This is a genomic window from Microbacterium sp. 11MF, assembly GCF_000383475.1.
GTDB lineage: Bacteria > Actinomycetota > Actinomycetes > Actinomycetales > Microbacteriaceae > Microbacterium > Microbacterium aquilitoris.
In genome coordinates this window covers 183,710-204,998 of the sequence record NZ_KB911460.1, presented here as the reverse complement: position 1 = coordinate 204,998, position 21,289 = coordinate 183,710, and the positions used below count along the sequence as shown (strand labels likewise).

Genomic DNA, 21,289 nt, shown 5'->3' with positions numbered 1-21,289 from the left:
ATGGTCCAGTCCGACGAGATCGATCTGCCGACGTCGCTCGGCTATCTCCTGAAGGAAGCGGCGACCGCGCTGCGGGTCGCAATGGAGGATGCTCTCCGCCCGCTCGAGCTGACCGTGACCGCGTACTCGTGCCTCGAGATCCTCGCGCAGCGTCCCGGGTCGTCGAACTCGGATCTCGCTCGGGGCGCCTTCGTGACACGGCAGAGCATGAACGTCCTCCTGCAGACGCTGGAGCGCGAGGGTCTTGTGACGAGGCCGACAACGGCGGTGGAGGGTCGTGTGCTGCCGGTCACGCTGACCGACGCCGGGCAGCGGCGTCGGGAGCACGCGAGTGCCGTGGTCAAAGCCGTGGAGGATCGGATGCTGGCCGAGCTGTCTGAGCACGAGCGCGCTCAGGCGTTCGACGTGCTCTCCCGCATGACGCGGGCGCTGCGGGAGGGCTGATCCGGCTCGGCTCAGACTCGCTCAGGCTTCGGCGATGACGGCGACGACGGCCTCGCCGTACGCCTCGCGCTTCTTCGCACCGATGCCGGTGATGCCGTCGAGGTCGGCGACCGACGTCGGACGGTGCTCGGCGAGGGCGCGCAGGGTCGCATCGCCGAAGACGATGTACGCGGGAACGCCCTGCTTTTTCGCCTGCTCGGCACGCCACGCGCGGAGCGCCTCGAAGAGGTCGCGGTCACCCTCGGGCAGCGCGTCGGCGGCCGACTGCTTCTTCGCGCGAGTCGATCCGCCGCCGGTGCGGCCGAGGACGTCGCGGCGCAGCGGCACCGGCTCCGCGCCGCGGAGCACCGACGCGCCGGCCTCGCCGACCGTCAGGACACCGTACTCACCCTGTGCGACCAGGATGCCGCGGGCCAGGAGCTGCCTCACGACCGAGCGCCAGTCCTGTTCGGACAGGTCGCTCCCGATCCCATAGGTCGAGAGCTTGTCGTGCCCCTGCTGGCGGATGCGCTCGGTCGAGGCGCCGCGGACGATGTCGATGAGGTGCCCGGCGCCGAACGCCTGATTCCGCTCCCGCTGAAGTCGCACGATCGTCGAGAGGAGCTTCTGAGCGGCGATGAGGCCGTCCCAGGTGTCGGGTTTGGTGAGGCAGGTGTCGCAGTTGCCACAGGCATCCGACGACTGTCCGAAGTAGTTCAGGAGGTTCTGGCGTCGGCACGAGACCGTCTCGCAGAGGCCGAGCATCGCGTCGAGGTGCTGACCCATGCGCATCTTGTAGGTGCGGTCACCGGGCGACTGGTCGATGAGGCGGCGCTGCTGCACGACGTCGCCGAGGCCGTAGGCCATCCAGGCGACCGCGGGCTCGCCGTCGCGGCCGGCGCGACCGGTCTCCTGGTAGTAGCCCTCGACGGACTTGGGCAGGTCGATGTGGGCGACGAAGCGGACGTCGGGCTTGTCGATACCCATGCCGAACGCGATCGTGGCGACCATGACGACGCCGTCTTCGCGGAGGAAGCGCGACTGATGCCGGGCGCGGATCGAGGCATCCAACCCGGCGTGATAGGCCAGGGCGTCGAGACCCTGCGTCCGCAGATACTCCGCCGTCTGCTCGACGGACTTGCGGCTCAGCGCGTACACGATGCCGGCGGAGCCTTCGGGCTGCGAGCGGACGAACTGCACGAGCTGGCGACGCAAGTCGACCTTGGGCTCGATGCGGTACTGGATGTTCGGCCGGTCGAAGCTCGCGACAAAGTGGCGCGCATCGGGCAGGTGCAGACGCTCGGTGAGCTCGGTGTGCGTGGCGCGCGTCGCGGTCGCGGTGAGTGCCATGCGCGGAACGCCGGGGAACCGTTCGGCGAGGTCGCCGAGCGCGAGGTAGTCGGGGCGGAAGTCGTGACCCCACTGCGACACGCAGTGCGCCTCGTCGATCGCGATGACACTGAGCTGGGCGCGCTGCAGGAGCGCGGTCGTCGCGGGGACGGACAGCCGCTCGGGGGCGACGTAGATGAGGTCGAGTTCACCGTCGAGGAGCGCCTGCTCGACACCGGCACGCTCGGCCGGGCTCTGCGTGGAGTTCAGGAAGGCGGCGCGGACGCCGTTGGCGATGAGCGCGTCGACCTGGTCGTGCATGAGCGCGATGAGGGGGCTGACGACGAGGCCCGTGCCGGGACGGACGAGCGCAGGCACCTGGTACGTGATCGACTTGCCGCCACCGGTGGGCATGAGGACGACCGCGTCGCCGCCCGCGATGACGTGCGAGACGATGTCACCCTGATCGCCGCGGAACGCCGTGTAGCCGAAGACCTCGGTGAGCACCTTGACCGGGTCGTCGCCGACGTGGTCGCGCCGTTCGAGACGCAGGACGGATGCCGGGGGTGCGGAGGTGCGCTGCTGCGGGGCCGCGGGGCGGGTGGGCTGGGCGCGGGTGGGTTCGGAGCGCGTGGCGCGGGCGACGGACGCGGCGTAGTCGTCGTACCGCGGGTCGGGCGGCGGCGGCGAGTCGAAGTCGTCCGGCGGCGGAACGTCGTCGGGATCCCACACGAGATCGGCGTAGGGGTCGTTCTGCCATCCGCCGTCATTCACCCGGTCAACCCTAGCCGCGGCATCCGACACGGTCTGCGGATGTGGAGAGCGTCCACGAGGTTGCGAGGATGGGGAGGAGGGGCGGTCATGGAACTGATCAGGTGCACGGCGGCGGATGCCGGTGAGGTCGAGGCGTTCCTGCGTGAGGTCGACCTGACCGTGACAGGGCTGGACGCGCCCACGGTGCGTCTCTGGGTCGAGCGCGATGAGGCGGGTCGCATCGTCGCGAGCACGGGCTACGAGCTGAGCGGCGACGGACGGCACGCGCTGATCCGGAGCGTGGCCGTCGCGGCCTCGTCGCGCACGCGCGGCCGAGGCACCGAAATGGCCGGTTTCGCGCTCGAACACGCCGCTGCGGAGGGCGCGACGACGGCGTGGCTGTTCAGCCGCCGGTCGGGTGCGTTCTGGCAGTCGCTGGGCTTTGCGGCGGCGGACCGTTCGGAGCTCGCTCGGGTCCTGGCGGAGACCCATCAGGTGCGGACGTTCACCGAGACCGGGCAGTTGGTTCGTGAGGTCGCGTGGACGCGGGGGCTGGGGTAGGGGAAGAGGGGCGGATGCCGGGGGCGCCACGTGCCAGAACCGATGTCGGAACCCCCTTCTAGTCTGGGACTATGTCCAGTCCTTCCCCGTATGTCGATGAGGTCCCCGAGGGGATCCCGACGACCCTGGACTGGGTTGTGTTGAGCGCGGACATGGCGACGATCCATGCGGCGCAGCGGTATGCGTGCATCGTCGAGTTGTGGGATGACGCGATCCGCGCGGTGACCCGGGATGAGGGTGCGTCGGTGCTGGTGGAACGGTCGGTGCGCCTCGAAGTCGCGTCGGCGTTGCGGATCAGCGAGCACGCCGCGGGACGTCTCATGGGGGTCGGGCGGGCGTTGGTGAAGCGGTACCCGGCGGTGTGGGAGGCGATGAGCCACGCGGATATCACCGACACGCACGCGACGATCATCGTCGACGGCCTCGATGAGCTCGAGATCGTCCGCGACGAGCTGGTGTCCGAAGTGCTCGCACTCGCGGAGGAGATGCCGACCGGGCCGTTCCGCCGCGCAGTGCGATGCATCGTCGACCGGGAGCGTGAAGCGACGATCGCGAAACGTCACGCGGATGCCGTCGCCCACCGGCGCGTGCGCGTCGAACCCGGCGTGGACGGGATGGCGTGGCTGACCGCGCACCTCCCCGCCGTCGAAGCGCACGCGATCCACGGGCGGCTGACCGCCATCGCGAAGACCCTCGACGACGAACGTTCACTCGACCAGAAGCGCGCAGACGTGTTCGGCGACCTGCTCATCGACGGGGAGACCGCGTCTCTTCCCAACACCGTGCGCGGGATCCGCCCGACCGTCACGGTCACGGTGCCCGCTCTCACACTCCTGAACGGTGACGGCCCTGCCGCGCACGTCGACGGCGTCGGCCCGATCCCGCTCGACCGTGCCCGGGAGTTGTGCGGGGCGGCATCCGGGTGGATGCGGGTCCTCACCCACCCTGAGACCGGCGTGGTTCTCTCCGTCGGACGAGAGCACTACCGGCCTCCGGCCGACCTCCGCCGGCTCGTCGCGTGGCGCGCTGCCCGGTGCATGGCCCCCGGCTGCGGGATCCCGGCGGATCGGTGCGACATCGACCACACCGTCGACTGGCATCACGGCGGACACACCGACGCCACCAACCTCGCGCCCCTCTGCCGCGGGCATCACACCCTCAAACACCACACCGACTGGCAGGTCACAGCCAAACCCGGCGGCGCACTCGAATGGACCTCACCCGCCGGCCGGATCTACCTCGTAAAGCCCGAACGACGCATCCCGCAGTTCACCACCGACCCACCACCGTTCTAGGGCCGAGCGAGGCTGTTCATCCGTGCGACGAGCGCGGTGACCTCGGCGATCCCGATCACGTCGACGAGAGGTTCGTTGAACCATGACTCCCAGATGCCGTCGACGTCGTCCTGCGAGACGCGTCCCTGCTGCGCCAGGATCTCGGCGATGTCGCGCGCCTCACGCGCGTACTCGTCCACCGGCACACCCGCCGGCGATCCCGGCTGCAGCCCGTACGGGTCCGCCTCATTCAGTGCCGACAGCACAGCCTCCACCCCGAGCATCACCGCACCATCCGGGCTTCGACGATGCCGGGCGTCCCCGGGTCGGACTGCTCCGCACCGTCGAACGCGAAGCCGTTGCGCCGGTAGAACGCGATCGCACGCGGATTCTCCCGCGCCACCCACAACGACGCGGGCCCGTCGGCCAGCACCGCCTCGAACAACGCCTGACCCGGACCCGTCCCGTGATGCGCCGCCAGGACGTAGAGCATGTACAGCTGACGGCCACCGGCATCCGACTCACCGGACATCGCGAACCCGATCAGCTCGTCGTCCTCCTCGGCGATACGGACGACATGCGCCGGCCGCCGGTCGGAGAGAATCTGCGTCCACATCCGCAGCCGACGCTCCGCCACCTCGTCGGTGAAATAGCTCGCGGGGAGGAGATGCCCATACGTCTCACGCCAGGCGGCCACGTGCAGGGCTGCGACCGCCGCGGCATCCGTCAGCTGCGGTTCGCGGACCACCACGCTCACGCTCCGGCCCATTTCTCGGCCAGCGCGCCGATCACGTTCACGTTCCGGTTCGTCGCCACGCCCAGCAGCTTCGCCGCGCCCAGCGGGTCGACCGCCCCGTCCTGATACCCGGGCTGCAGCAGCGCATGCGCCGCGCGCCCCCGCACCACCATCCGGCCGCGCTCATCGGCCCGCGCCTCGATGTCGGCGGTCTGCGACGCCGCAGGCTCGTCCTTCAGCAGATACACGTAGTGGCGGGCGAGCCCCGGATTCGCCTCGGCCAGCTCACGGGTCTGCCGAGCGACCTCGCGGAACTCCGCAGCGGAGTAGACGATCGTCGGCACCTCGAATCCCCGGTCGGCGGCGAACGCCTGCTCCAGCGTCTGCTCGATCCGTTCGCGCGACCGCATCCGCGAATCGAAGCGCACGTTCCCCGTGTTGATGTGCGTCTCGACACCCTCGAACCCCGCCGCCTCGACGACACGGCGGATGTCCTCCTTCGGGAACACCCGCTTCGCACCGAGGTTGATCGCCCGCAAGAAGGCCAGATACGTCGTCACCCGCCCAGTCTGCCCGGACCGGCCGACAGCCCGCGAGGGAGCAGGATGAAGACATGAACGAGCTCACGCGCTGGCTTCGCGACCAACCGTCCCTCATCGGAACCCCGCCGCCCCTCGATCTGTCCGACCTCCCGGCCGACCCTCACGACCTCTTCGACCGCTGGATCCGCGCCTCCGCCGACGCCGGCATCCCCGAAGTGCGTGCCGCCACCCTCGCGACGGCGGATGCCGCTGGCCGCCCGGACGCGCGGACCCTCATCCTCAAGGGCGTCAGCGCCGACGGGTGGGAGTTCGCCGGCCCGCGCTCATCCGCGAAGGGGCGCCAGCTCGCCGAGAATCCCGCCGCCGCGTTGACCTTCTGGTGGCAACCGGTCATGCGCGCGGTGCGCGTGCGCGGAACCGTGCACGAAGCCGCACCAGCCGAGAGCGCGGCCGACATCGCCGGCAGCCCCGCCGGCGCACTCCTCGGACCCGGCGAATGGGCGCTCTGGCGTCTCGTCCCCGAGCGCATCGAGTTCTGGCAGGGCTCGCCCGACCGCCGCCACGTCCGCATCGTCTTCACGCGCGACGGCGACGACTGGACCCGCGAGGTCTAGAGCCTCACAACCTCGGTCACCCGGACGACCGCAGCGCCCTCCTCGACGGATGCCTCAAGGTCCACCTCTGCGCGGATCCGCCAGTCGTGGTCGCCCGCCGGGTCGTCGACGATCTGCTCGACGCGCCATATGCCGTTCGCGGCATCCGACTCGTCGAAGACACACAGGCCGGGACTGCGCGCGGCGCCGCCCGTCAAGATCTCGTCGTGGTCGTCGAAGTAACGGTCGAGGACCTCGGGCCAACCGGCATCCGGATCCAATTCGACCAGCGCGTCGTCGTTCTGCAGCGCGGCGAGCTGCACACGCCGGAACATCTCGTTGCGCACCAGCACGACGAACGCGCGCCGGTTCGCGATGATCGACGGCGGCGCGGGCGGAACGACCGGCGCCTCGGGGTCGGCGGCCGGGTTAATGAGCGCGTTCCACTCGTCGACGAGACTCGAGTCGACCTGACGCACCAACTCACCGAGCCACTCGATGAGATCGAGCAACTCGTCGGTGCGCGCCTCGGCGGGCACCGTCTGCCGGATCGCCCGGTACGCGTCGGACAGGTACCGCAGCACCAGGCCCTCGCTCCGCCCCAGTTGGTAGAACGACACGAACTCGCCGAACGACATCGCCCGCTCGAACATGTCGCGGACGACCGACTTCGGCGACAGCTCGAAGTCCCGCACCCACGGCTGACTCGACGCGAACGTCTCGTACGCCTGCGCCAGCAACTCCGCGAGCGGCTTCGGCCACGTCACCGACTCGAGCAGCTCCATGCGCTCGTCGTACTCGATGCCGTCGCGCTTCATCGCGCCGACCGCCTCGCCGCGCGCCTTGTACTCCTGCTGCGACAGGATCGCGCGCGGATCGTCGAGCGTCGACTCGATCACGCTCACCACGTCGAGCGCGTAGTGACCCGTCCCCGTCTCGCTGTCGTCCGGGGACAGCAGGTCGATCGCGGCGAGCGCGAACGGCGACAGCGGCTGGTTGAGCGCGAAGTTCGGCTGCAGGTCGACGGTGAGACGGATGCCGTCGGCATCAGCCACCACGATGTCCGCCGCCGTGAGGGTGCGGAACAGCGCGATCGCCCGGCGGGCCAGCTCGTACTGCCGGGCGCGCGGTTCGTGGTTGTCGAAGACGAGGGAGCGGACGTTCGCGAACACGTCGCCGCCACGTCCGATGACGTTGATCAGCATCGCCGAGGTCAGCTTCAGCTGCGGCGACAGCGGTTCGGGCTCCGCCGCGACCAGACGCTCGAACGAGCCCTCGCCCCAGTTCACGACGCCGGTCGGCGCCTTCTTGCGGACGATCTTCTTGCGCTTGGCGGCATCGTCCCCGGCCTTCGCGAGAGCGACGGCGTTCTCGATCTCCCACTCCGGGGCCAGCACGACGACGCTGCCGTGCGTGTCGTACCCCGCCCGCCCTGCGCGTCCGGCGATCTGGTGGAACTCACGCGCCGAGAGCTGGCGCATCTTCGTCCCGTCGTACTTCGACAGCGCCGTGATCAGCACGGTGCGGATGGGCACGTTGATGCCGACGCCGAGCGTGTCGGTGCCGCAGATCACGCGGAGGAGCCCGCGCTGCGCGAGCGTCTCGACGAGCCGCCGGTACCGCGGCAGCATCCCGGCGTGGTGCACGCCGATGCCGGCGCGCACCAGCCGCGACAGCGTCTTGCCGAATCCGGTCGTGAACCGGAACCCGCCGATGGCGTCGGCGATCTCGTCGCGCTGCTCGCGGGTCGTGAGCTTCACGCTCGACAGCGCCTGCGCCCGCTCGAGCGCCGCGGCCTGCGAGAAGTGGACGATGTAAACCGGCGTCTCGCGGTTCTCGAGCAGCCCCTCCACCACCTCGTGCACGGGCCGCCGGGCGTAGGAGTAGTCCAGCGGCACCGGGCGCTCGACACCCGCGATGTGCGCGACCGCTCGCCCGGTGCGGCGTTCGAGGTCGGTCTTGATGACCGTGACGTCGCCGAGGGTGGCCGACATCAGCAGGAACTGCGCCTTCGGGAGGAGCAGCAGCGGCACCTGCCATGCCCACCCGCGGTCGGGGTCGCCGTAGTAGTGGAACTCGTCCATCACGACCTGGTCGATCTCCGCGTCGGGACCCAGCCGCAGTGCGACGTTCGCCAGGATCTCGGCGGTGCAGCAGATGATCGGCGCGTCGGGGTTCACCGACGAATCGCCCGTGACCATGCCCACGGCATCCGGTCCGAAGATGTCGACGAGAGCGAAGAACTTCTCGCTGACGAGGGCTTTGATGGGAGCCGTGTAGTACGTGCGGCCGCCGCGGGCGAGGGATGCCGCGTGTGCCGCGACGGCGACGAGCGACTTGCCCGTGCCGGTCGGCGTCGCGAGGATCACGTGCGATCCGGACGCGAGCTCGAGGACCGCTTCATCCTGCGCCGGATACAGGTCGATGCCACGCTCGATCGTCCATTCGAGGAAGCCCTCGTAGACGGCGTCGGGGGTCGACCCCGCCGGAATGCGGTCCCGGAGCGTCGAGGTCATCCCACGAGTCTGCCCCACCGGCGGCGGGACGGCGTGCCCAGTGCAGGTCCGATCGACCCCGGACGCCCTCGAACGGCTCCGCAGGGGCGTCTCGCCCTGCACTCGGCACAGGCCCGAGTGCGTCAGGGCATGTCGGCCTTCGCCGCAAGCACGCGAGCGGCGGCGGCGTCGACCTGTGCGGCGAACTGCGGGTCGGCCTTCGCCTTCGCAAGCACCGCGTCGTACATCGCGGGGAACACCGACGGCTTCGCCGAGACGAGCACCACGTCGACGCCGGCCGAGATCGCCTTCACGGCGCGGTCAGCGGGCGACCAGGCCGACACGGCCACCGCGCCCGAGAGGTCGTCCGAGAACACCACACCGTCGAAGCCGACCTCGCTCCGGAGGAGCCCCACGACCTTCGGCGAGAACACCGCCAGGGTGGATCCGTCGATCCGGTCGTAGATCGCCGACGAGACCATCACCGCCGACGGACCCGCCGCAGTGAGCGGCCGGTAGAGGTCGACGTCCGGACCGTCCGGCGTCACCGCCCTGTCGACGACGTCAGCCGTGGTGTCGGTGTTCGCGGACACGTGGCCGAGGCCCGGGAAGTGCTTGAACGTGGGGAGGATGCCGGCATCCCGCATCCCGTCCGCGAAGGCGCCCACCTTGTCGGCGACGGTCGACGCGTCGTAGCCGTACTGGCGGCCGTACCCGCCGATCGGCGGGTTGTCGAAACGGGTCGCCTCGCTCGTGACGATGTCGGCGACGGGGGCGAGATCGAGGTTGACTCCCGCGTCGGCGAGCTCGCGCCCCCATGCCTCGGCCTTCGCCTGCAGCTGATCGGACGGCAGGTCGGCCTGGCGTATGCCGTAGGGCATCGCATCGAACCCCGGCCCGCGCAGCACCTGGACCTCGCCGCCCTCCTGGTCGGTCGCGACCCAGAGCGGAGCCCCCTCGGGATGGTCGAGTGCCGTGAACCGTGCGACCACCTCCGCCGTACCGGAGACCCCCGCATGCGATCGCCCGCTCAGGAAGATGCCGCCGGCGTGCCGGTCGCGGACGGCGGCCAGCGCCGTTGGCGACGCCGTGGTCGCGGGGGTCCCGACCATGAAGAGCTGGCCGACCCGCTGCTCGAGCGAGAGTGCGTCGATCGCGTCCGGCGTCCGGGACGGCGATGGGACCGCCGAGGGCGACGTGGCGGGAGAGGGCGCCGATGGTGACGCCCCGGAGGAGGGTGCGACGGACGGCGACGAGGACCCCGTGGGAGAGGCGGCACACCCTGCAAGGATCGACGCGGCCATCACCGTGGCGAGTACGGACCATCTCCACGACCGAGGCACACAGACATTCTGCGCCTGCACCGGCCGTCGTGCGCCGGGCTCGCTGTTCCGTATTCAGTCTCGGCGGATGCTCATAAGGCCGCGCCGCACCGCATTTCCAGGCACCCACCCGTCACCGGTCGGCCTCGAGACTGAATACCGAACGCGTGGCAGCGGGGCTACCGAACGCGTGGCAGCGGGGCTACCGAACGCGTGGAGAGGCGCACCGGATCGCCCGACACGCGCCCTCGCCTACACGCGCGCCTCAGCCGCGCCCGGGCGTGTGCAGTCTCGCGAGGTAGGCGGCGGCTCGCACGGGTGCGCCGGCGCGGTCGGTGAGCGAGACGACGACGGTGACGACGGTGGCCAGCGGGATGGTCCACGCGGCGGGCTGCGCAAGCAGCGGAGCGGCGACGCCGACTCCGCCGACCGCCGCGTGCACGACGAACGCGAGGCCGCACGCGACCGCGCCGGTCATCATTCCCGCCACCGCGCCGCGCGCCGTCAGCCGCGACCACCAGATCGACAGCAGCAGGACGGGTGACAGAGCGGATGCCGCGAACACGAAGACGACGCCGACCGAGGCCACGAGTCCTGCCGGCTGGGTCAGCAGGGCGATGGCGAGTGGCACGAGGGCGACGAGGACGGCCGACAGCCGGAACGAGCGGACCGATCCCGAGAACACGTCCTGGCTGATGACGCCGGCGAGCGAGACGGTGAGCCCCGCCGACGTCGCGAGGAACGCGGCGAACGCACCGGCGACGACGAGCGCGGTGAGGAGCTCCCCCGCGAGACCGGGGAACACCCGCGCGGGCAGGACGAGCGCGACGGTGTCGGCGATGCCCGGCTGGGCGAGATCGGGGGCGACGACCCGTGCGAGCAGCCCGATCACGCTCGACACGGCATAGAAGGCGCTGACCATCACGATGACGAGCACCGTGGTCCGCCGCGCCGACCCGCCCGTGGGGCTCGTGTAGAACCGCACGAGCACGTGAGGAAGGCCCATCGTGCCGAGGAGCAGTGCGAGCAGCAGCGATCCCGCGGCGTAGGCGTCGAGCCCCGAGGGCCCGGCCTCGGCGGGGAAGACTACGAGCGGGTCGATGTCGCGCGCACCCCCGCCGACCGCGAACACGATGAGCACGGCGGGCACGAGCAGCGCCGTGAGTTTGAGCCAGTACTGGAACGCCTGCACGTAGGTGATCGCCCGCATGCCGCCGGCCGCGGCGGCCGCGGCGACCAGGACCGCGACGAGCACTGCACCGACCCACGGCGGGACGTCGGCCACGACCTCCAGCGTGATGCCGGCGCCGTGGAGCTGCGGCACGATGTACAGCCAGCCGATGAGCAGGCACGCGGCGCTCGTCACTCTCCGGGCCGCCCGGGACTCGAGCCGCGCCTCGATGAAGTCGGGGATCGTGTACGCGCCGCTCCGACGCAGCGGCGCCGCGACGAACAGCAGCACGAGCAGGTAGCCGGCGGCGTACCCGATGGGGAACCAGAACCCCTCGGCACCGCTCAGCAGGACGAGTCCCGACAGCCCGAGGAAGGTCCCGGCCGAGAGGTACTCCCCGCTGATCGCGGAGGCGTTCCAGACGGGCCTGACGGTGCGGGATGCCACGAAGAAGTCACTCGTGGTCCGCGAGATCCGCAGGCCGTACGCGCCGATGAGAACGGTCGCGCCGACGACGGCCGCGACCGCGACGAGGTCGAGCAGCGCGTTCACGCCTCCTCGTCCCGGAGCGCCCGCCAGCGCCGCTCGTTGCGGTTGGCGCCGCGGACGTAGAGGATCGCGAACCCGGCGATCACGGGGTAGAACCCGAACGCGTGCAGCAGCCACGACAGCGGAACGCCGAGCAGCGCGATCTCGTCGAGTTCGGGAACGAGCGCCAGCACCGCGAGCAGGGCGGCGGCGACGGTCACGAACCCGAGGACGGTCCCCACGGCCAGCCGCAGCTGCGAGCGGCGGAGCGCTCTCGCGTACGCGGCCTCGGCGTCGTCGACGGGCGTGCCCGGCAGTGCGATGCCGCGGGTCGGTGCCCCCGGACGCCCCGCCCCGGCGGTGACGCGCACACGCTGAGCGCTCACGACCCGCTCCGGCCGACGAGGGCGTCACGGACGGCCGGGAGCAGGCGCCGGCTCACCGGCAGCGCGGTCTCGCCGACCCAGACGGTCGGTTCCGCTCCCGCGAGTCGGACCTCGGTGACGGATGCCGCGCGCACGAGGAACGAGCGATGGATCCGGACGAAACCGGCATCCGCCCACCGCGACTCGAGTTCCGAGATCGGGATGCGGACGAGGTGCCCGGAGTCGCCGTCGGTGTGCAGGCGGGTGTAGTCGCCCTCGGCGCGCACCCAGCGGACGTCGCGGCGGTGCACGAACCGCACGGCGGAGCCGACGGTGACGGGCAGCACCTCGTCGGACTCGGTGGGACGGTCGTTCTGCGCGATGCGGTCGACGGCGCGGCGCAGCCGTTCGAGGCGCACGGGCTTCAGCAGGTAGTCGAGCGCGCGCAGCTCGAACGCGTCGACGGCGTGCGCGTCGTCCGCGGTCACGAAGACGACGGCCGGCGGGGACGCCAGCGCGCTCAGCGCGGTCGCGAGGTCCAGACCCGAGAGCCCGGGCATGTGGATGTCGAGGAAAGCCGCCGCGACCGGCCTCTCGGTGAGCAGGCGCAGCGCCTCGGCTCCCGACGACGCCGTGAGCACCTCTCCGATGCGGTCGTCGCCGCGCAGCAGGAAGGCGAGCTCGTCGAGCGCGGGCTTCTCGTCGTCGGCGACCAGGACGTCGATCACGACGCTCACTCCTCGCCTCGCGTCAGGTGGTGCGGCTGCGATTTCGGGATCCGCATGCGCACGAGGGTACCGGCGCCCGTGTTCGTCTCGACGACGAGTCCGCCCTCGGCTCCGTAGAGCTGCCGGAGCCGGGTGTCGACGTTCCGCAGGCCCACGTTCGCCGCATCGCCGGCACGCGTCAGGAGCGCGTGCAGCTCGTCCGGGTCCATGCCCGCGCCGTCGTCCTCGACCGTGATCTCGGTGTGGGTCGCGGCATCCTCCGAGGCGATGAGGATCGTCCCCCCGCCCTCCCCCGGCTCGAGCCCGTGTCGGACGGCGTTCTCGACGAGCGGCTGCACCGACAGGAACGGGATGACGGTGGACAGCGTCTCGGGCGAGATCCGCAGCGTCACGGTGAGGCGGTCGCCGAAGCGCGCCCGCTCGAGTTCGAGATAGGAGTGGATGCTGCGGAGCTCTTCCGCCAGCGTCGTGAACTCCCCCTGGCGCCGGAACGAATACCGCGTGAAGTCGGCGAACTCCAGCACCAGCTCGCGTGCGCGAGGCGGATCGGTCGTGATGAACGAAGCGATCGCGGTGAGCGCGTTGTAGATGAAGTGCGGCGAGATCTGCTGCCGGAGCGCACGCAGGTCGGCTTCGGCGAGTGCAGCGCGCGAGGCATCCAACTCCCCGAGCGTCGCCTGCGCGGCGCACCACTCGGCGACCTCCCCCGCCGCGCGGACGAGCGCGGCCCGCACGGGGGCGGCGAAGGCGACCAGCACGCCCGCGACGGCGCCGTCCACACGGATCGGCGCGCCGACGGCTTCGAGCCCGTCCCCGCCCTCGGCGCGCGGGAAGACGCGGCGCTTGCCGGTCTCGGCGACCTGCGCCGCGATGCGGTGGGCCGCGGCATCCAGCCCCTCGGTCTGTCCGTCGCGGGCGACGACGACGTCGCCGACCACGAGCATGACGGCGGGGCTGCCGAGCACGGCCCGCAGGTGCCGCGCGGCGCGCGCGACGTCGGGGGTCGCAAGCCCGCCGCGCAGGTAGGGCGCCGCGAGGCTCGCCTGGTGGAGGGCACGGTAGGTGGCCTCCTCGGCCTCGCTGCCGAGCCCTCCCGCGCCCCGGGCGTAGCGGCGGGCGAGGAGCAGCAGGGCGGACAGCACGATGCCGCCGACCACGCCGAGCAGAGCGGCGAGGACGACGGCATCGGTCATGCGACGAGCCTAGATCGCGGGCGTCAGCAGCAGCGGGCGCCCGGGTTGCGGTCCTGGTCGTCCATCTTCTGACGCCAGAACTGCCGCTCGGTCATGGGCTCCTCATCCGGGTGCACCCGGCGGTGGTGCGCGACGTACGTCGCGTACGCCGTGTCGCCCATGAGGGTCGTCACGTACCAGCGGATGCCGCGACCCGCCCGCAGCACGAGGTCGAGCATCGCCCGCATCGGCGAGACCGCGGCATCCGTCCGTGTACTCATGTCAGTGCCGGTTCGCGGTGCGCTCGTCGGCGAGGATCGGCTCCCACTGCTTCTCGAGCTCGCGCTCGGCAGCCGTGCCGATGAACCCGGCGGGAGCGAAGCGGCGCGAGGGCACCGCCTCGTCCTCGTGGTTCTCGCCGCCGCCGCGGCGGATCGCGGCGATCGTGACGCACACGGCGGCGATGATCACGATGATCGCGAGGGTCACGAACACGATCGACAGGGTGCCCTGCACGAAGGTGTTGCGGATGACGGCCTCCATGACCGCCGGCTCGCCGAGCGTCGTGTCGCCCTGAGCGAGCGCGTCGCGGTAGCGGAAGTGGTTCGACCAGTATCCGATCGCCGGGTTCGGCGAGAAGATCTTGTACGCCGACGCGGTGATCGTCACGACCGCCGCGAACGCGAGCGGCAGGGCGACGATCCACAGCCACCGGACGTACGACGGGCCGCGCTTCGCGATGATCGCGAGGACCACGGCGAGCGCGATCGCGGCGAGCAGCTGGTTGGCGATGCCGAACAGCGGGAAGAACGTGTTGATGCCGCCGAGCGGGTCGGTCACACCGAGGATGAGGATCGCTCCCCAGCCGGCGACCATGATCGCCGTTGTGATCCACACGCCCGGACGCCACGAGACATCGCGGAACTTGGGGACCCAGTGGCCGATCGAGTCCTGCAGCATGAAGCGCGCGACGCGCGTACCGGCATCCACTGCCGTCAGGATGAACAACGCCTCGAACATGATCGCGAAGTGGTACCAGAACGCCATCATCGCCTGGCCGCCGAGGGCCTGCTGCATGATGTGCGCGAGACCGAGCGCGAGGGTCGGCGCACCACCGGTGCGCGAGACGATCGACTCCTCGCCGACCGCCGCCGCGGTGCTCGTCAGCATGTCGGGGGTGAGGTTCACTCCGGTGATGCCGAGCGAGTTCACGAACGCGGCCGCGCCCTCCACGGTGCCCATCGTCGAGGCGGCCGAGGCGTTCATCGCGTAGTAGATGCCCTGGTCGATCGAGATCGCGGCGACGAGGGCCATGATCGCGACGAAGGACTCCATGATCATGCCGCCGTAGCCGATGAAGCGCGTCTGCCGCTCCTTCTCGACGAGCTTGGGGGTCGTGCCCGACGCGATGAGCGCGTGGAAGCCCGAGAGCGCACCGCACGCGATGGTCACGAACAGGAACGGGAACAGGGGACCTGCGAACACCGGCCCGGTTCCTGCGATCGCGAAGTCGGTGACGGCGGGGACGGTGATCTCGGGACGGACGAGGACGATCGCGCCCGCGAGCATCACGATGACGCCGATCTTCATGAACGTCGACAGGTAGTCGCGCGGGGCGAGAAGCAGCCAGACGGGGAGGACCGCGGCGATGAAGCCGTAGATGATGATGCCCCAGGCGATGACACTGCGGTCGAGGTGCAGGAACTCCTGACCCCACGCGGTCTCGGCGACCCAGCCGCCGGCGACGATCGCCGCGATCAGCAGGACGAAGCCGATGATCGAGACCTCGGTGACCTTGCCGGGGCGGAGGTACCGCAGGTAGAGGCCCATGAACAGGGCGATCGGGATCGTCATCGACACCGAGAAGACGCCCCACGGGCTCTCGCCGAGCGCGTTGACGACGACGAGGGCGAGGATCGCGACGATGATCAGCATGATCAGCAGCGACGCGACGATCGCGGCGGTGCCGCCGATGCGGCCGAGCTCCTGGCGGGCCATCTGACCGATCGTCCGGCCACCGCGGCGCATCGAGAAGAACAGGACGGTGTAGTCCTGCACGGCGCCGGCGAGCACGACGCCGACGATGATCCAGATGGTGCCGGGGAGGAAGCCCATCTGCGCCGCGAGCACGGGACCGACGAGCGGGCCGGCACCGGCGATAGCGGCGAAGTGGTGGCCGTAGAGGACGCGACGGTCGGTGGGGACGTAGTCCTTGCCATCCTGCTTCACCTCTGCCGGGGTGGCCCGACGGTCGTCGGGGCGCAGCAGATGCTTCTCGATGACCTTCGAATAGAAGCGGTAGCCGATCAGGTAGGTCGCGACGGCGGCGAACACGAACCAGATCGCGTTGACGGTCTCACCGCGGACGATCGCGAGCATCGTCCAGCCGAGACCACCGGCGAGGGCGATGAGCGCCCAGACGACGATCTTCAGCGGCGTCCAGCGGCCGTCCTTGGTCTTCTGCTCCTCGGTGAGGGCGACGGGGGGAAGGGAGGGATCGGGTTCGAGCGTGGCGGCCTTGCCACGGCGCGACGGTGCAGACATGGGCGACTCCTTCGGGCGCGTCTTTGCGTACACGTCAGGGTAGGAAGACGGATGCCGCTCCCCCGGGCGCGGTCGATGGGCGCTGCGACGAGCGGCACGGTCGGCGCGACGAGCGGTCGGACCTCGCGCTGTCCAGTCCTGGCGGGAAGGCAGTCACGCCGCTTACGGTTGATCCCACACGACAGAGGGGGTCCCTGTGGCACACGACGCCGCACCGACGGTCACGCGCAACGATGAGAAGAACCGCTACGAGATCCACGTCGACGGGGCGGTGGCGGGTTACACGCTCTTCACGACCGACGACGCGGGCCGCACCGTGATGCCCCACACCAAGATCGACCCGGCCTACAAGGGTCAGGGTCTCGGCTCGACCCTCGTCGCCGACGCCCTGTCGGACCTCGCCGACCGGCACGCGACGGTCGTCCCCGAGTGCCCGTTCGTCGCGGGCTACCTCTCGGAGCACGACGTCCCCGGCCTCACGGTCGCCTCCCCCGACGCGGAGTGAGGGATGACCCGCCTCGACGCCGACCCGACCGAGACCGTAGACGCCCCGGCATCCTGTGACGGCCCGCGCGCACTGCTGCTGACCGCGCGCGAAGTCCCCCTCGGCGGCGTCCGCGGCATGCAGGTGCACCGCGCCCTGCCGCAGCGCGAGCTGCCGATGGTCGGCGCCTGGTGCTTCCTCGATCGGTTCGGCCCTCAGGTGACGACGATGCGCGTCGAACCCCACCCGCACATCGGGCTGCAGACCGTCACGTGGCCCTTCGCGGGCGAGACCCGCCACCGCGACACGATCGGCTCCGACGTCGTCATCAAGCGCGGGCAGCTGAACATCATGACCAGCGGGGCGGGCATCGCCCACTCCGAGTACTCGATGGGCGACGAGCCCACCGTCACCGACGCCCTCCAGCTCTGGGTCGCGCTCCCCGAGTCGCGCCGCCACGGCGGGCCCGATTTCGAGAGACACACCGACCTGCCCGTCGTGGACCTGGGCGACGGCGCAGCGGCGGTCGTCGTGGTCGGCGAGCTCGCCGGCATCCACTCTCCCGCCACGATGTACACGCCGATCGTCGGCGCGGAGGTGTTCATCCCCGCGGGGACCCGGGTGCGGATTCCACTGAACCCCGCGTGGGAGCACGCCCTCGTCGGGGTCGACGGGGCTCCTCTCGTCCACGCCGGAGACGAGGAGTCCGTGACGCTCGGCGACCACGACCTGCTCTACCTGGGCCTCGCACGAGAGGTCATCGAGATCGAGGCACCGACCGACGTCACGGTCTTCGTGCTCGGCGGCGAACCGTTCGAGAGCGACATCGTCATGTGGTGGAACTTCGTCGGGCGCAGCCACGAGGAGATCGTCGCCGCACGTGACGAGTGGGAGGCGGACTCGCCGCGTTTCGGACACGTCGTCACGCACGGCGACGAGCGGATCCCGGCGCCCCCGCTGCCCACGGTGCGCCTCACGAAACGTCGCCGGCGTCTCTGAGCGGTTTTCCACGGCCCGCGCACGGCCCGGCGGTTCACCCTGCGCGGATAGCCTTGAAACCGTGGCCCGGACCCCCCTGCTGTCCACGCGCGTGCTGCTCGTATGCGCGGCGCTCGGGGTGGCCACCGGCCTCCTGGGCGGCGTGGCGGGCGCGATCACCCCTCTCGTGCTCATCGGCGCCCCGTGGGCGTACGGCCTCGTGCTCGGATCGCACGTGCTGCCGGGGATCATCGCCCAGCAGGTGTTCCGCCTGCCGCTCGTCGCCCTCACGACCCACGTGCTCGCCGCCCTCGTCGCCAGCGCCGTCAACCCGGCATGGATTTGGCGCTTCGTCGGCACCGCCCTCCTGTTCGGCGCGATCCAGGAGGGCGTCGCCGCCCTCACCCGCTACCGTTCGTGGGGCGCGTGGCGCTTCTTCACCGCGGCCCTCGTGATCGGCGTCCTCGTCGCCGCCGTCGTCTTCGCGGCCGCCGACCTCGGCAAGCTCGCCGTGTGGGCCCAGATCGCCTACCTGGTCATCGCCCTCGCCGGCCCGATCCTCTGGACGGCCGCGGGACTCGCCCTCGGCGAGCGCCTGCGCCGGGCGGGCGTCGCCCGCGGAGTCAGGACCGGCTGACGTGCCCGACGACCCGGCGCCGCTGCTGCATCTGCGCGGCGTCGCGATCACGCACGAGGGAGCGGATGCCGCGGCACCGGCATCCGTCTCGTTCGACGTTCGCCCCGGTGAGGTCGTCCTGCTGCTGGGTCCGAGCGGATCGGGGAAGTCGACCCTCGCGCTCGCGTCCAACGGGCTGATCCCGCAGGCCGTGCCGGCGCGGCTCGAAGGGACCGTCACGGTGCGCGGCCTGTCGACCCGCGAGACACCGGTGGCGACCCTCGCTCGCCACGTCGGCATGGTGTTCCAGGACCCCGACGCGCAGCTCGTGACGGGGAGCGTCTTCGACGAGGTCGCCTTCGGTCCCGAGAACCTGCAGATGCCGGTGGCCGAGGTGCTCGCCCGCACCGAGCAGGCACTCCGCCGGGTCGGGCTGTGGGACAGGCGCGCGGAGAACCCCGACCGCCTATCGGGCGGAGGCAAGCAGCGGCTCGCGATCGCGTGCGCGCTGGCGATGAGGTCCGAGCTGCTCGTCCTCGACGAACCGACCGCGAACCTCGACCCGGCCGGCATCGAGGATGTGTACGCGGCCCTCCGCGACGTCGCCGCCGACGGCCGGTCGGTTCTGCTCGTGGAGCACGACCTCGACGCCGCCGCCGAGCTCACCGACCGGGTCGTCGTGCTCGACGCGGACGGGCGCACGATCGCCGACGGCGGCGTGGACGAGGTGCTGCGGGACCGCGCCGATGAGCTCGACGCCCTCGGCGTGTGGCTGCCCGTCTCGACGATGGCCGCCCTCGCCCTTCGCCGAGCGGGCTGGGACCTGCCGCGGCTGCCCCTGACCCCGCCCGAGCTGCACGAGGCGCTCGAATCGGCCGACGCTCCGGTGCCCCGCGCAGGTGATTCGCTGCTCGGGCGGGTCGAAGAGCGCCCGGAGCCCCGTCCCGACCTGCACTCGGCACACCCGGCGGTCGAGGTGAGCGGCCTGACGCTGCGGCGCGGGCGGCGGACGGTGCTGCACGACGTCGACCTGACGATCGGGGCAGGCGAGTTCGTCGCCGTCGTCGGTGCGAACGGGGCCGGCAAGACGACCCTCGTGCAGGCGATCGCGGGCGTGCTCGCACCGCCCCATGGCACCGTGCGGGTCGACGGCGCCGACCCCGCGACCACCGCGCTCCGCGACCTGTCGCGCCGGATCGGTTTCGTCTTCCAGAACCCCGAGCACCAGTTCATCGCCCACACCGTCTTCGACGAGCTCGCCCACGGCCTGCGCGGCCGCGGCCTCGAAGACGCCGAGATCCGCACCCGCACGACGCGGATGCTCGCGCGGTTCGGCCTCGAGGCCAAGGCCGACGTGCACCCGTTCCTGCTCTCCGGCGGCCAGAAGCGGCGCCTCTCCGTCGGCACGGCGCTCATCGCCGGCGCGCCCGTGCTCGCTCTCGACGAGCCGACGTTCGGGCAGGACCGCGCGCGCGCCGACGAGCTGCTGCAGCTGCTCCGCGACCTCAACGAGGCGGGCACGACGGTCATCGTCGTGACGCACGACATGCAGCTGGTCGCCGAGTACGCCGAGCGCACCGTCGTCGTGCACGACGGTCGGATCAGGGCGGATGCCGCGACCCGCGACGTCTTCGCCGACGAGGCCCTGCTCCGCGAGGCGGGGCTGCGGCGCCCCGCGCTGCAACGGGCGCTGCGGGGCGTCACCCGGCATCCGCAGCTCGCAGGGATCACGGCGCTCCGCGACCTCGCCGGAGGACGCGGATGACGGTCGACCCCTCCGCGGCCGGATCGCCGGGCTTCCTCGCCCATCTCTCGCCGCTCGCGAAGCTGGCTGCGCCGCTTCCGGCGATGATCGTGCTCGTGGTCGCGCGTGACCTCGTCACGCCGCTCACGTTCCTCGCGCTGGCCTATCTGCTGCTCCTCGTCGGCAGACGGATGTCGTGGCGCGTCGCCGCCCTGTTGTTCGTCGGCCTCCCGATCGGTGCGGCGATCATGGGTCTCGCGCTCGGACTGTGGGTCGATGCCGCGCTCGTCGACGACACCCCGGCGGTGCTGCGGGTCGGCGCGTGGACCCTGCACGCCGGCGCGGTCGAGGTGGGTCTCGCGACGGGCGCACGGCTCGCCGCGATCCTCGCCCTGGGGCTCATCGCCGGCCTCACGACGACGGGGCCGGACCTCGTCCGCGCATCCGTGCAGCAGCTGCGCGTGCCGTACCGCATCGGCTACGCGGCGCTCGCGGCGATCCGCTTCGTGCCGCGGTTCGCCTACGAGCTCGAACTGATCCGCCAGGCGCATCGGGTGCGGGGCGCGCACGGCGGACGCGGCCCGTTCGCCGCCGTCGCCCGTGGCGCCGGCTACGTGGTGCCGCTGCTGGCCGGAGCGATCCGGCACGCGGAGCGCGTGGCCCTGGCGATGGACGCCCGCGCCTTCGGCGCCCACCCCGACCGCACCGAGCGGTACCTGCTGCCCTGGCGGCGCCGCGACACCGTCTTCGTGCTGGCGTTCTGGGCGGTGTCGGCGGCGACGCTCGCGGCGCTGTTCCCCTGGGGTCTCTGAGCGCACCGGGCCTCCTGAAATCGGGTCTCGTGCCGCGAGGAACCCGGTGCTACTGTGAGGCAACTTTCCCGCAGGGCCCGACGCTCCCGATGCCGCAGGCCGCACCCGATCGCGGGAGC

The 21,289-nt window shown here is 71.3% G+C and carries 21 protein-coding genes; 9 read left to right on the top strand and 12 right to left on the bottom strand.

Annotation, left to right across the window (positions count from 1 at the left end):
- Entirely contained in the window at positions 1-444 is a 444-nt protein-coding gene (locus H286_RS0107985) for a MarR family winged helix-turn-helix transcriptional regulator (protein WP_020097722.1), read from the top strand.
- 21 nt (positions 445-465) lie between these two features.
- Here the strand turns inward: H286_RS0107985 and recQ are convergent, their stop codons facing one another.
- The gene (recQ, locus tag H286_RS0107980) at positions 466-2,526 is read right to left on the bottom strand and encodes a DNA helicase RecQ (protein WP_020097721.1); all 2,061 of its coding nucleotides are present in this window, start codon (positions 2,524-2,526) and stop codon (positions 466-468) included.
- 87 nt (positions 2,527-2,613) lie between these two features.
- Between recQ and H286_RS0107975 the strand changes: the two genes are divergently transcribed.
- A complete protein-coding gene (locus tag H286_RS0107975; protein ID WP_020097720.1) occupies positions 2,614-3,066 on the top strand; it encodes a GNAT family N-acetyltransferase in 453 nt (150 codons plus the stop codon).
- Between the two features lie 71 nt (positions 3,067-3,137).
- Entirely contained in the window at positions 3,138-4,361 is a 1,224-nt protein-coding gene (locus tag H286_RS0107970; protein ID WP_036324246.1) for an HNH endonuclease signature motif containing protein, read from the top strand.
- On the opposite strand, the gene H286_RS0107965 is transcribed toward H286_RS0107970, so the two are convergent.
- The 3 genes from H286_RS0107965 to H286_RS0107955 are packed head-to-tail and all read right to left on the bottom strand — an operon-like array spanning position 4,358 to position 5,636.
- Complete coding sequence (locus tag H286_RS0107965) at positions 4,358-4,624, bottom strand: hypothetical protein (protein WP_018187968.1); 267 nt, start codon at positions 4,622-4,624, stop codon at positions 4,358-4,360. The two genes, H286_RS0107970 and H286_RS0107965, sit on opposite strands and share 4 nt — an antisense overlap.
- On the bottom strand, positions 4,624-5,109 hold the full coding sequence (locus tag H286_RS0107960; RefSeq protein ID WP_020097717.1) for a GNAT family N-acetyltransferase: 486 nt from the start codon (positions 5,107-5,109) through the stop codon (positions 4,624-4,626). Before H286_RS0107960 ends, H286_RS0107965 begins: the two co-directional genes overlap by 1 nt.
- Positions 5,094-5,636, bottom strand: a complete 543-nt coding sequence (locus H286_RS0107955; protein WP_020097716.1) for a DUF1697 domain-containing protein — start codon at positions 5,634-5,636, stop codon at positions 5,094-5,096. Before H286_RS0107955 ends, H286_RS0107960 begins: the two co-directional genes overlap by 16 nt.
- Positions 5,637-5,689: 53 nt before the next feature.
- Here H286_RS0107955 and H286_RS0107950 point away from each other — a divergent pair, with 53 nt between their 5' ends.
- Complete coding sequence (locus tag H286_RS0107950; RefSeq protein WP_020097715.1) at positions 5,690-6,232, top strand: pyridoxine/pyridoxamine 5'-phosphate oxidase; 543 nt, start codon at positions 5,690-5,692, stop codon at positions 6,230-6,232.
- Here the strand turns inward: H286_RS0107950 and H286_RS0107945 are convergent.
- The 8 genes from H286_RS0107945 to H286_RS0107910 form a co-directional block, all read right to left on the bottom strand.
- On the bottom strand, positions 6,229-8,727 hold the full coding sequence (locus H286_RS0107945) for a DEAD/DEAH box helicase (protein ID WP_020097714.1): 2,499 nt from the start codon (positions 8,725-8,727) through the stop codon (positions 6,229-6,231). The two genes, H286_RS0107950 and H286_RS0107945, sit on opposite strands and share 4 nt — an antisense overlap.
- Positions 8,728-8,849: 122 nt before the next feature.
- Positions 8,850-10,010: a glycoside hydrolase family 3 N-terminal domain-containing protein gene (locus tag H286_RS0107940; RefSeq protein ID WP_020097713.1), complete on the bottom strand. Its 1,161-nt coding sequence runs from the start codon at positions 10,008-10,010 to the stop codon at positions 8,850-8,852.
- A 283-nt stretch (positions 10,011-10,293) separates the two neighbouring features.
- A complete protein-coding gene (locus H286_RS0107935; protein ID WP_020097712.1) occupies positions 10,294-11,751 on the bottom strand; it encodes a sodium/solute symporter in 1,458 nt (485 codons plus the stop codon).
- On the bottom strand, positions 11,748-12,113 hold the full coding sequence (locus tag H286_RS0107930; protein ID WP_020097711.1) for a hypothetical protein: 366 nt from the start codon (positions 12,111-12,113) through the stop codon (positions 11,748-11,750). Before H286_RS0107930 ends, H286_RS0107935 begins: the two co-directional genes overlap by 4 nt.
- Complete coding sequence (locus H286_RS0107925) at positions 12,110-12,829, bottom strand: LytR/AlgR family response regulator transcription factor (protein ID WP_020097710.1); 720 nt, start codon at positions 12,827-12,829, stop codon at positions 12,110-12,112. Before H286_RS0107925 ends, H286_RS0107930 begins: the two co-directional genes overlap by 4 nt.
- A complete protein-coding gene (locus tag H286_RS0107920) occupies positions 12,826-14,013 on the bottom strand; it encodes a sensor histidine kinase (RefSeq protein ID WP_018187959.1) in 1,188 nt (395 codons plus the stop codon). The genes H286_RS0107925 and H286_RS0107920 overlap by 4 nt, the downstream gene beginning before the upstream one ends.
- Before the next feature lie 23 nt (positions 14,014-14,036).
- Entirely contained in the window at positions 14,037-14,273 is a 237-nt protein-coding gene (locus tag H286_RS0107915) for a YbdD/YjiX family protein (RefSeq protein WP_196800634.1), read from the bottom strand.
- A 1-nt stretch (position 14,274) separates the two neighbouring features.
- Positions 14,275-16,536, bottom strand: coding sequence for a carbon starvation CstA family protein (locus H286_RS0107910; protein ID WP_020097708.1), 2,262 nt, complete (start codon positions 16,534-16,536; stop codon positions 14,275-14,277).
- Between the two features lie 196 nt (positions 16,537-16,732).
- Between H286_RS0107910 and H286_RS0107905 the strand changes: the two genes are divergently transcribed.
- The 5 genes from H286_RS0107905 to H286_RS0107885 all read left to right on the top strand — a co-directional run bounded on the left by H286_RS0107905 (position 16,733) and on the right by H286_RS0107885 (position 21,170).
- Complete coding sequence (locus H286_RS0107905) at positions 16,733-17,041, top strand: GNAT family N-acetyltransferase (RefSeq protein ID WP_018187956.1); 309 nt, start codon at positions 16,733-16,735, stop codon at positions 17,039-17,041.
- A 3-nt stretch (positions 17,042-17,044) separates the two neighbouring features.
- Positions 17,045-18,019 carry a pirin family protein gene (locus H286_RS0107900; protein WP_020097707.1) on the top strand — a complete coding sequence of 325 codons (975 nt, stop codon included), beginning with the start codon at positions 17,045-17,047 and terminating at the stop codon, positions 18,017-18,019.
- 61 nt (positions 18,020-18,080) lie between these two features.
- On the top strand, positions 18,081-18,635 hold the full coding sequence (locus tag H286_RS0107895) for an ECF transporter S component (RefSeq protein ID WP_020097706.1): 555 nt from the start codon (positions 18,081-18,083) through the stop codon (positions 18,633-18,635).
- Between the two features lies 1 nt (position 18,636).
- Positions 18,637-20,379 carry an ABC transporter ATP-binding protein gene (locus H286_RS0107890; protein ID WP_020097705.1) on the top strand — a complete coding sequence of 581 codons (1,743 nt, stop codon included), beginning with the start codon at positions 18,637-18,639 and terminating at the stop codon, positions 20,377-20,379.
- On the top strand, positions 20,376-21,170 hold the full coding sequence (locus H286_RS0107885) for an energy-coupling factor transporter transmembrane component T (protein ID WP_020097704.1): 795 nt from the start codon (positions 20,376-20,378) through the stop codon (positions 21,168-21,170). The genes H286_RS0107890 and H286_RS0107885 overlap by 4 nt, the downstream gene beginning before the upstream one ends.
- Positions 21,171-21,289: the final 119 nt, after the last annotated feature.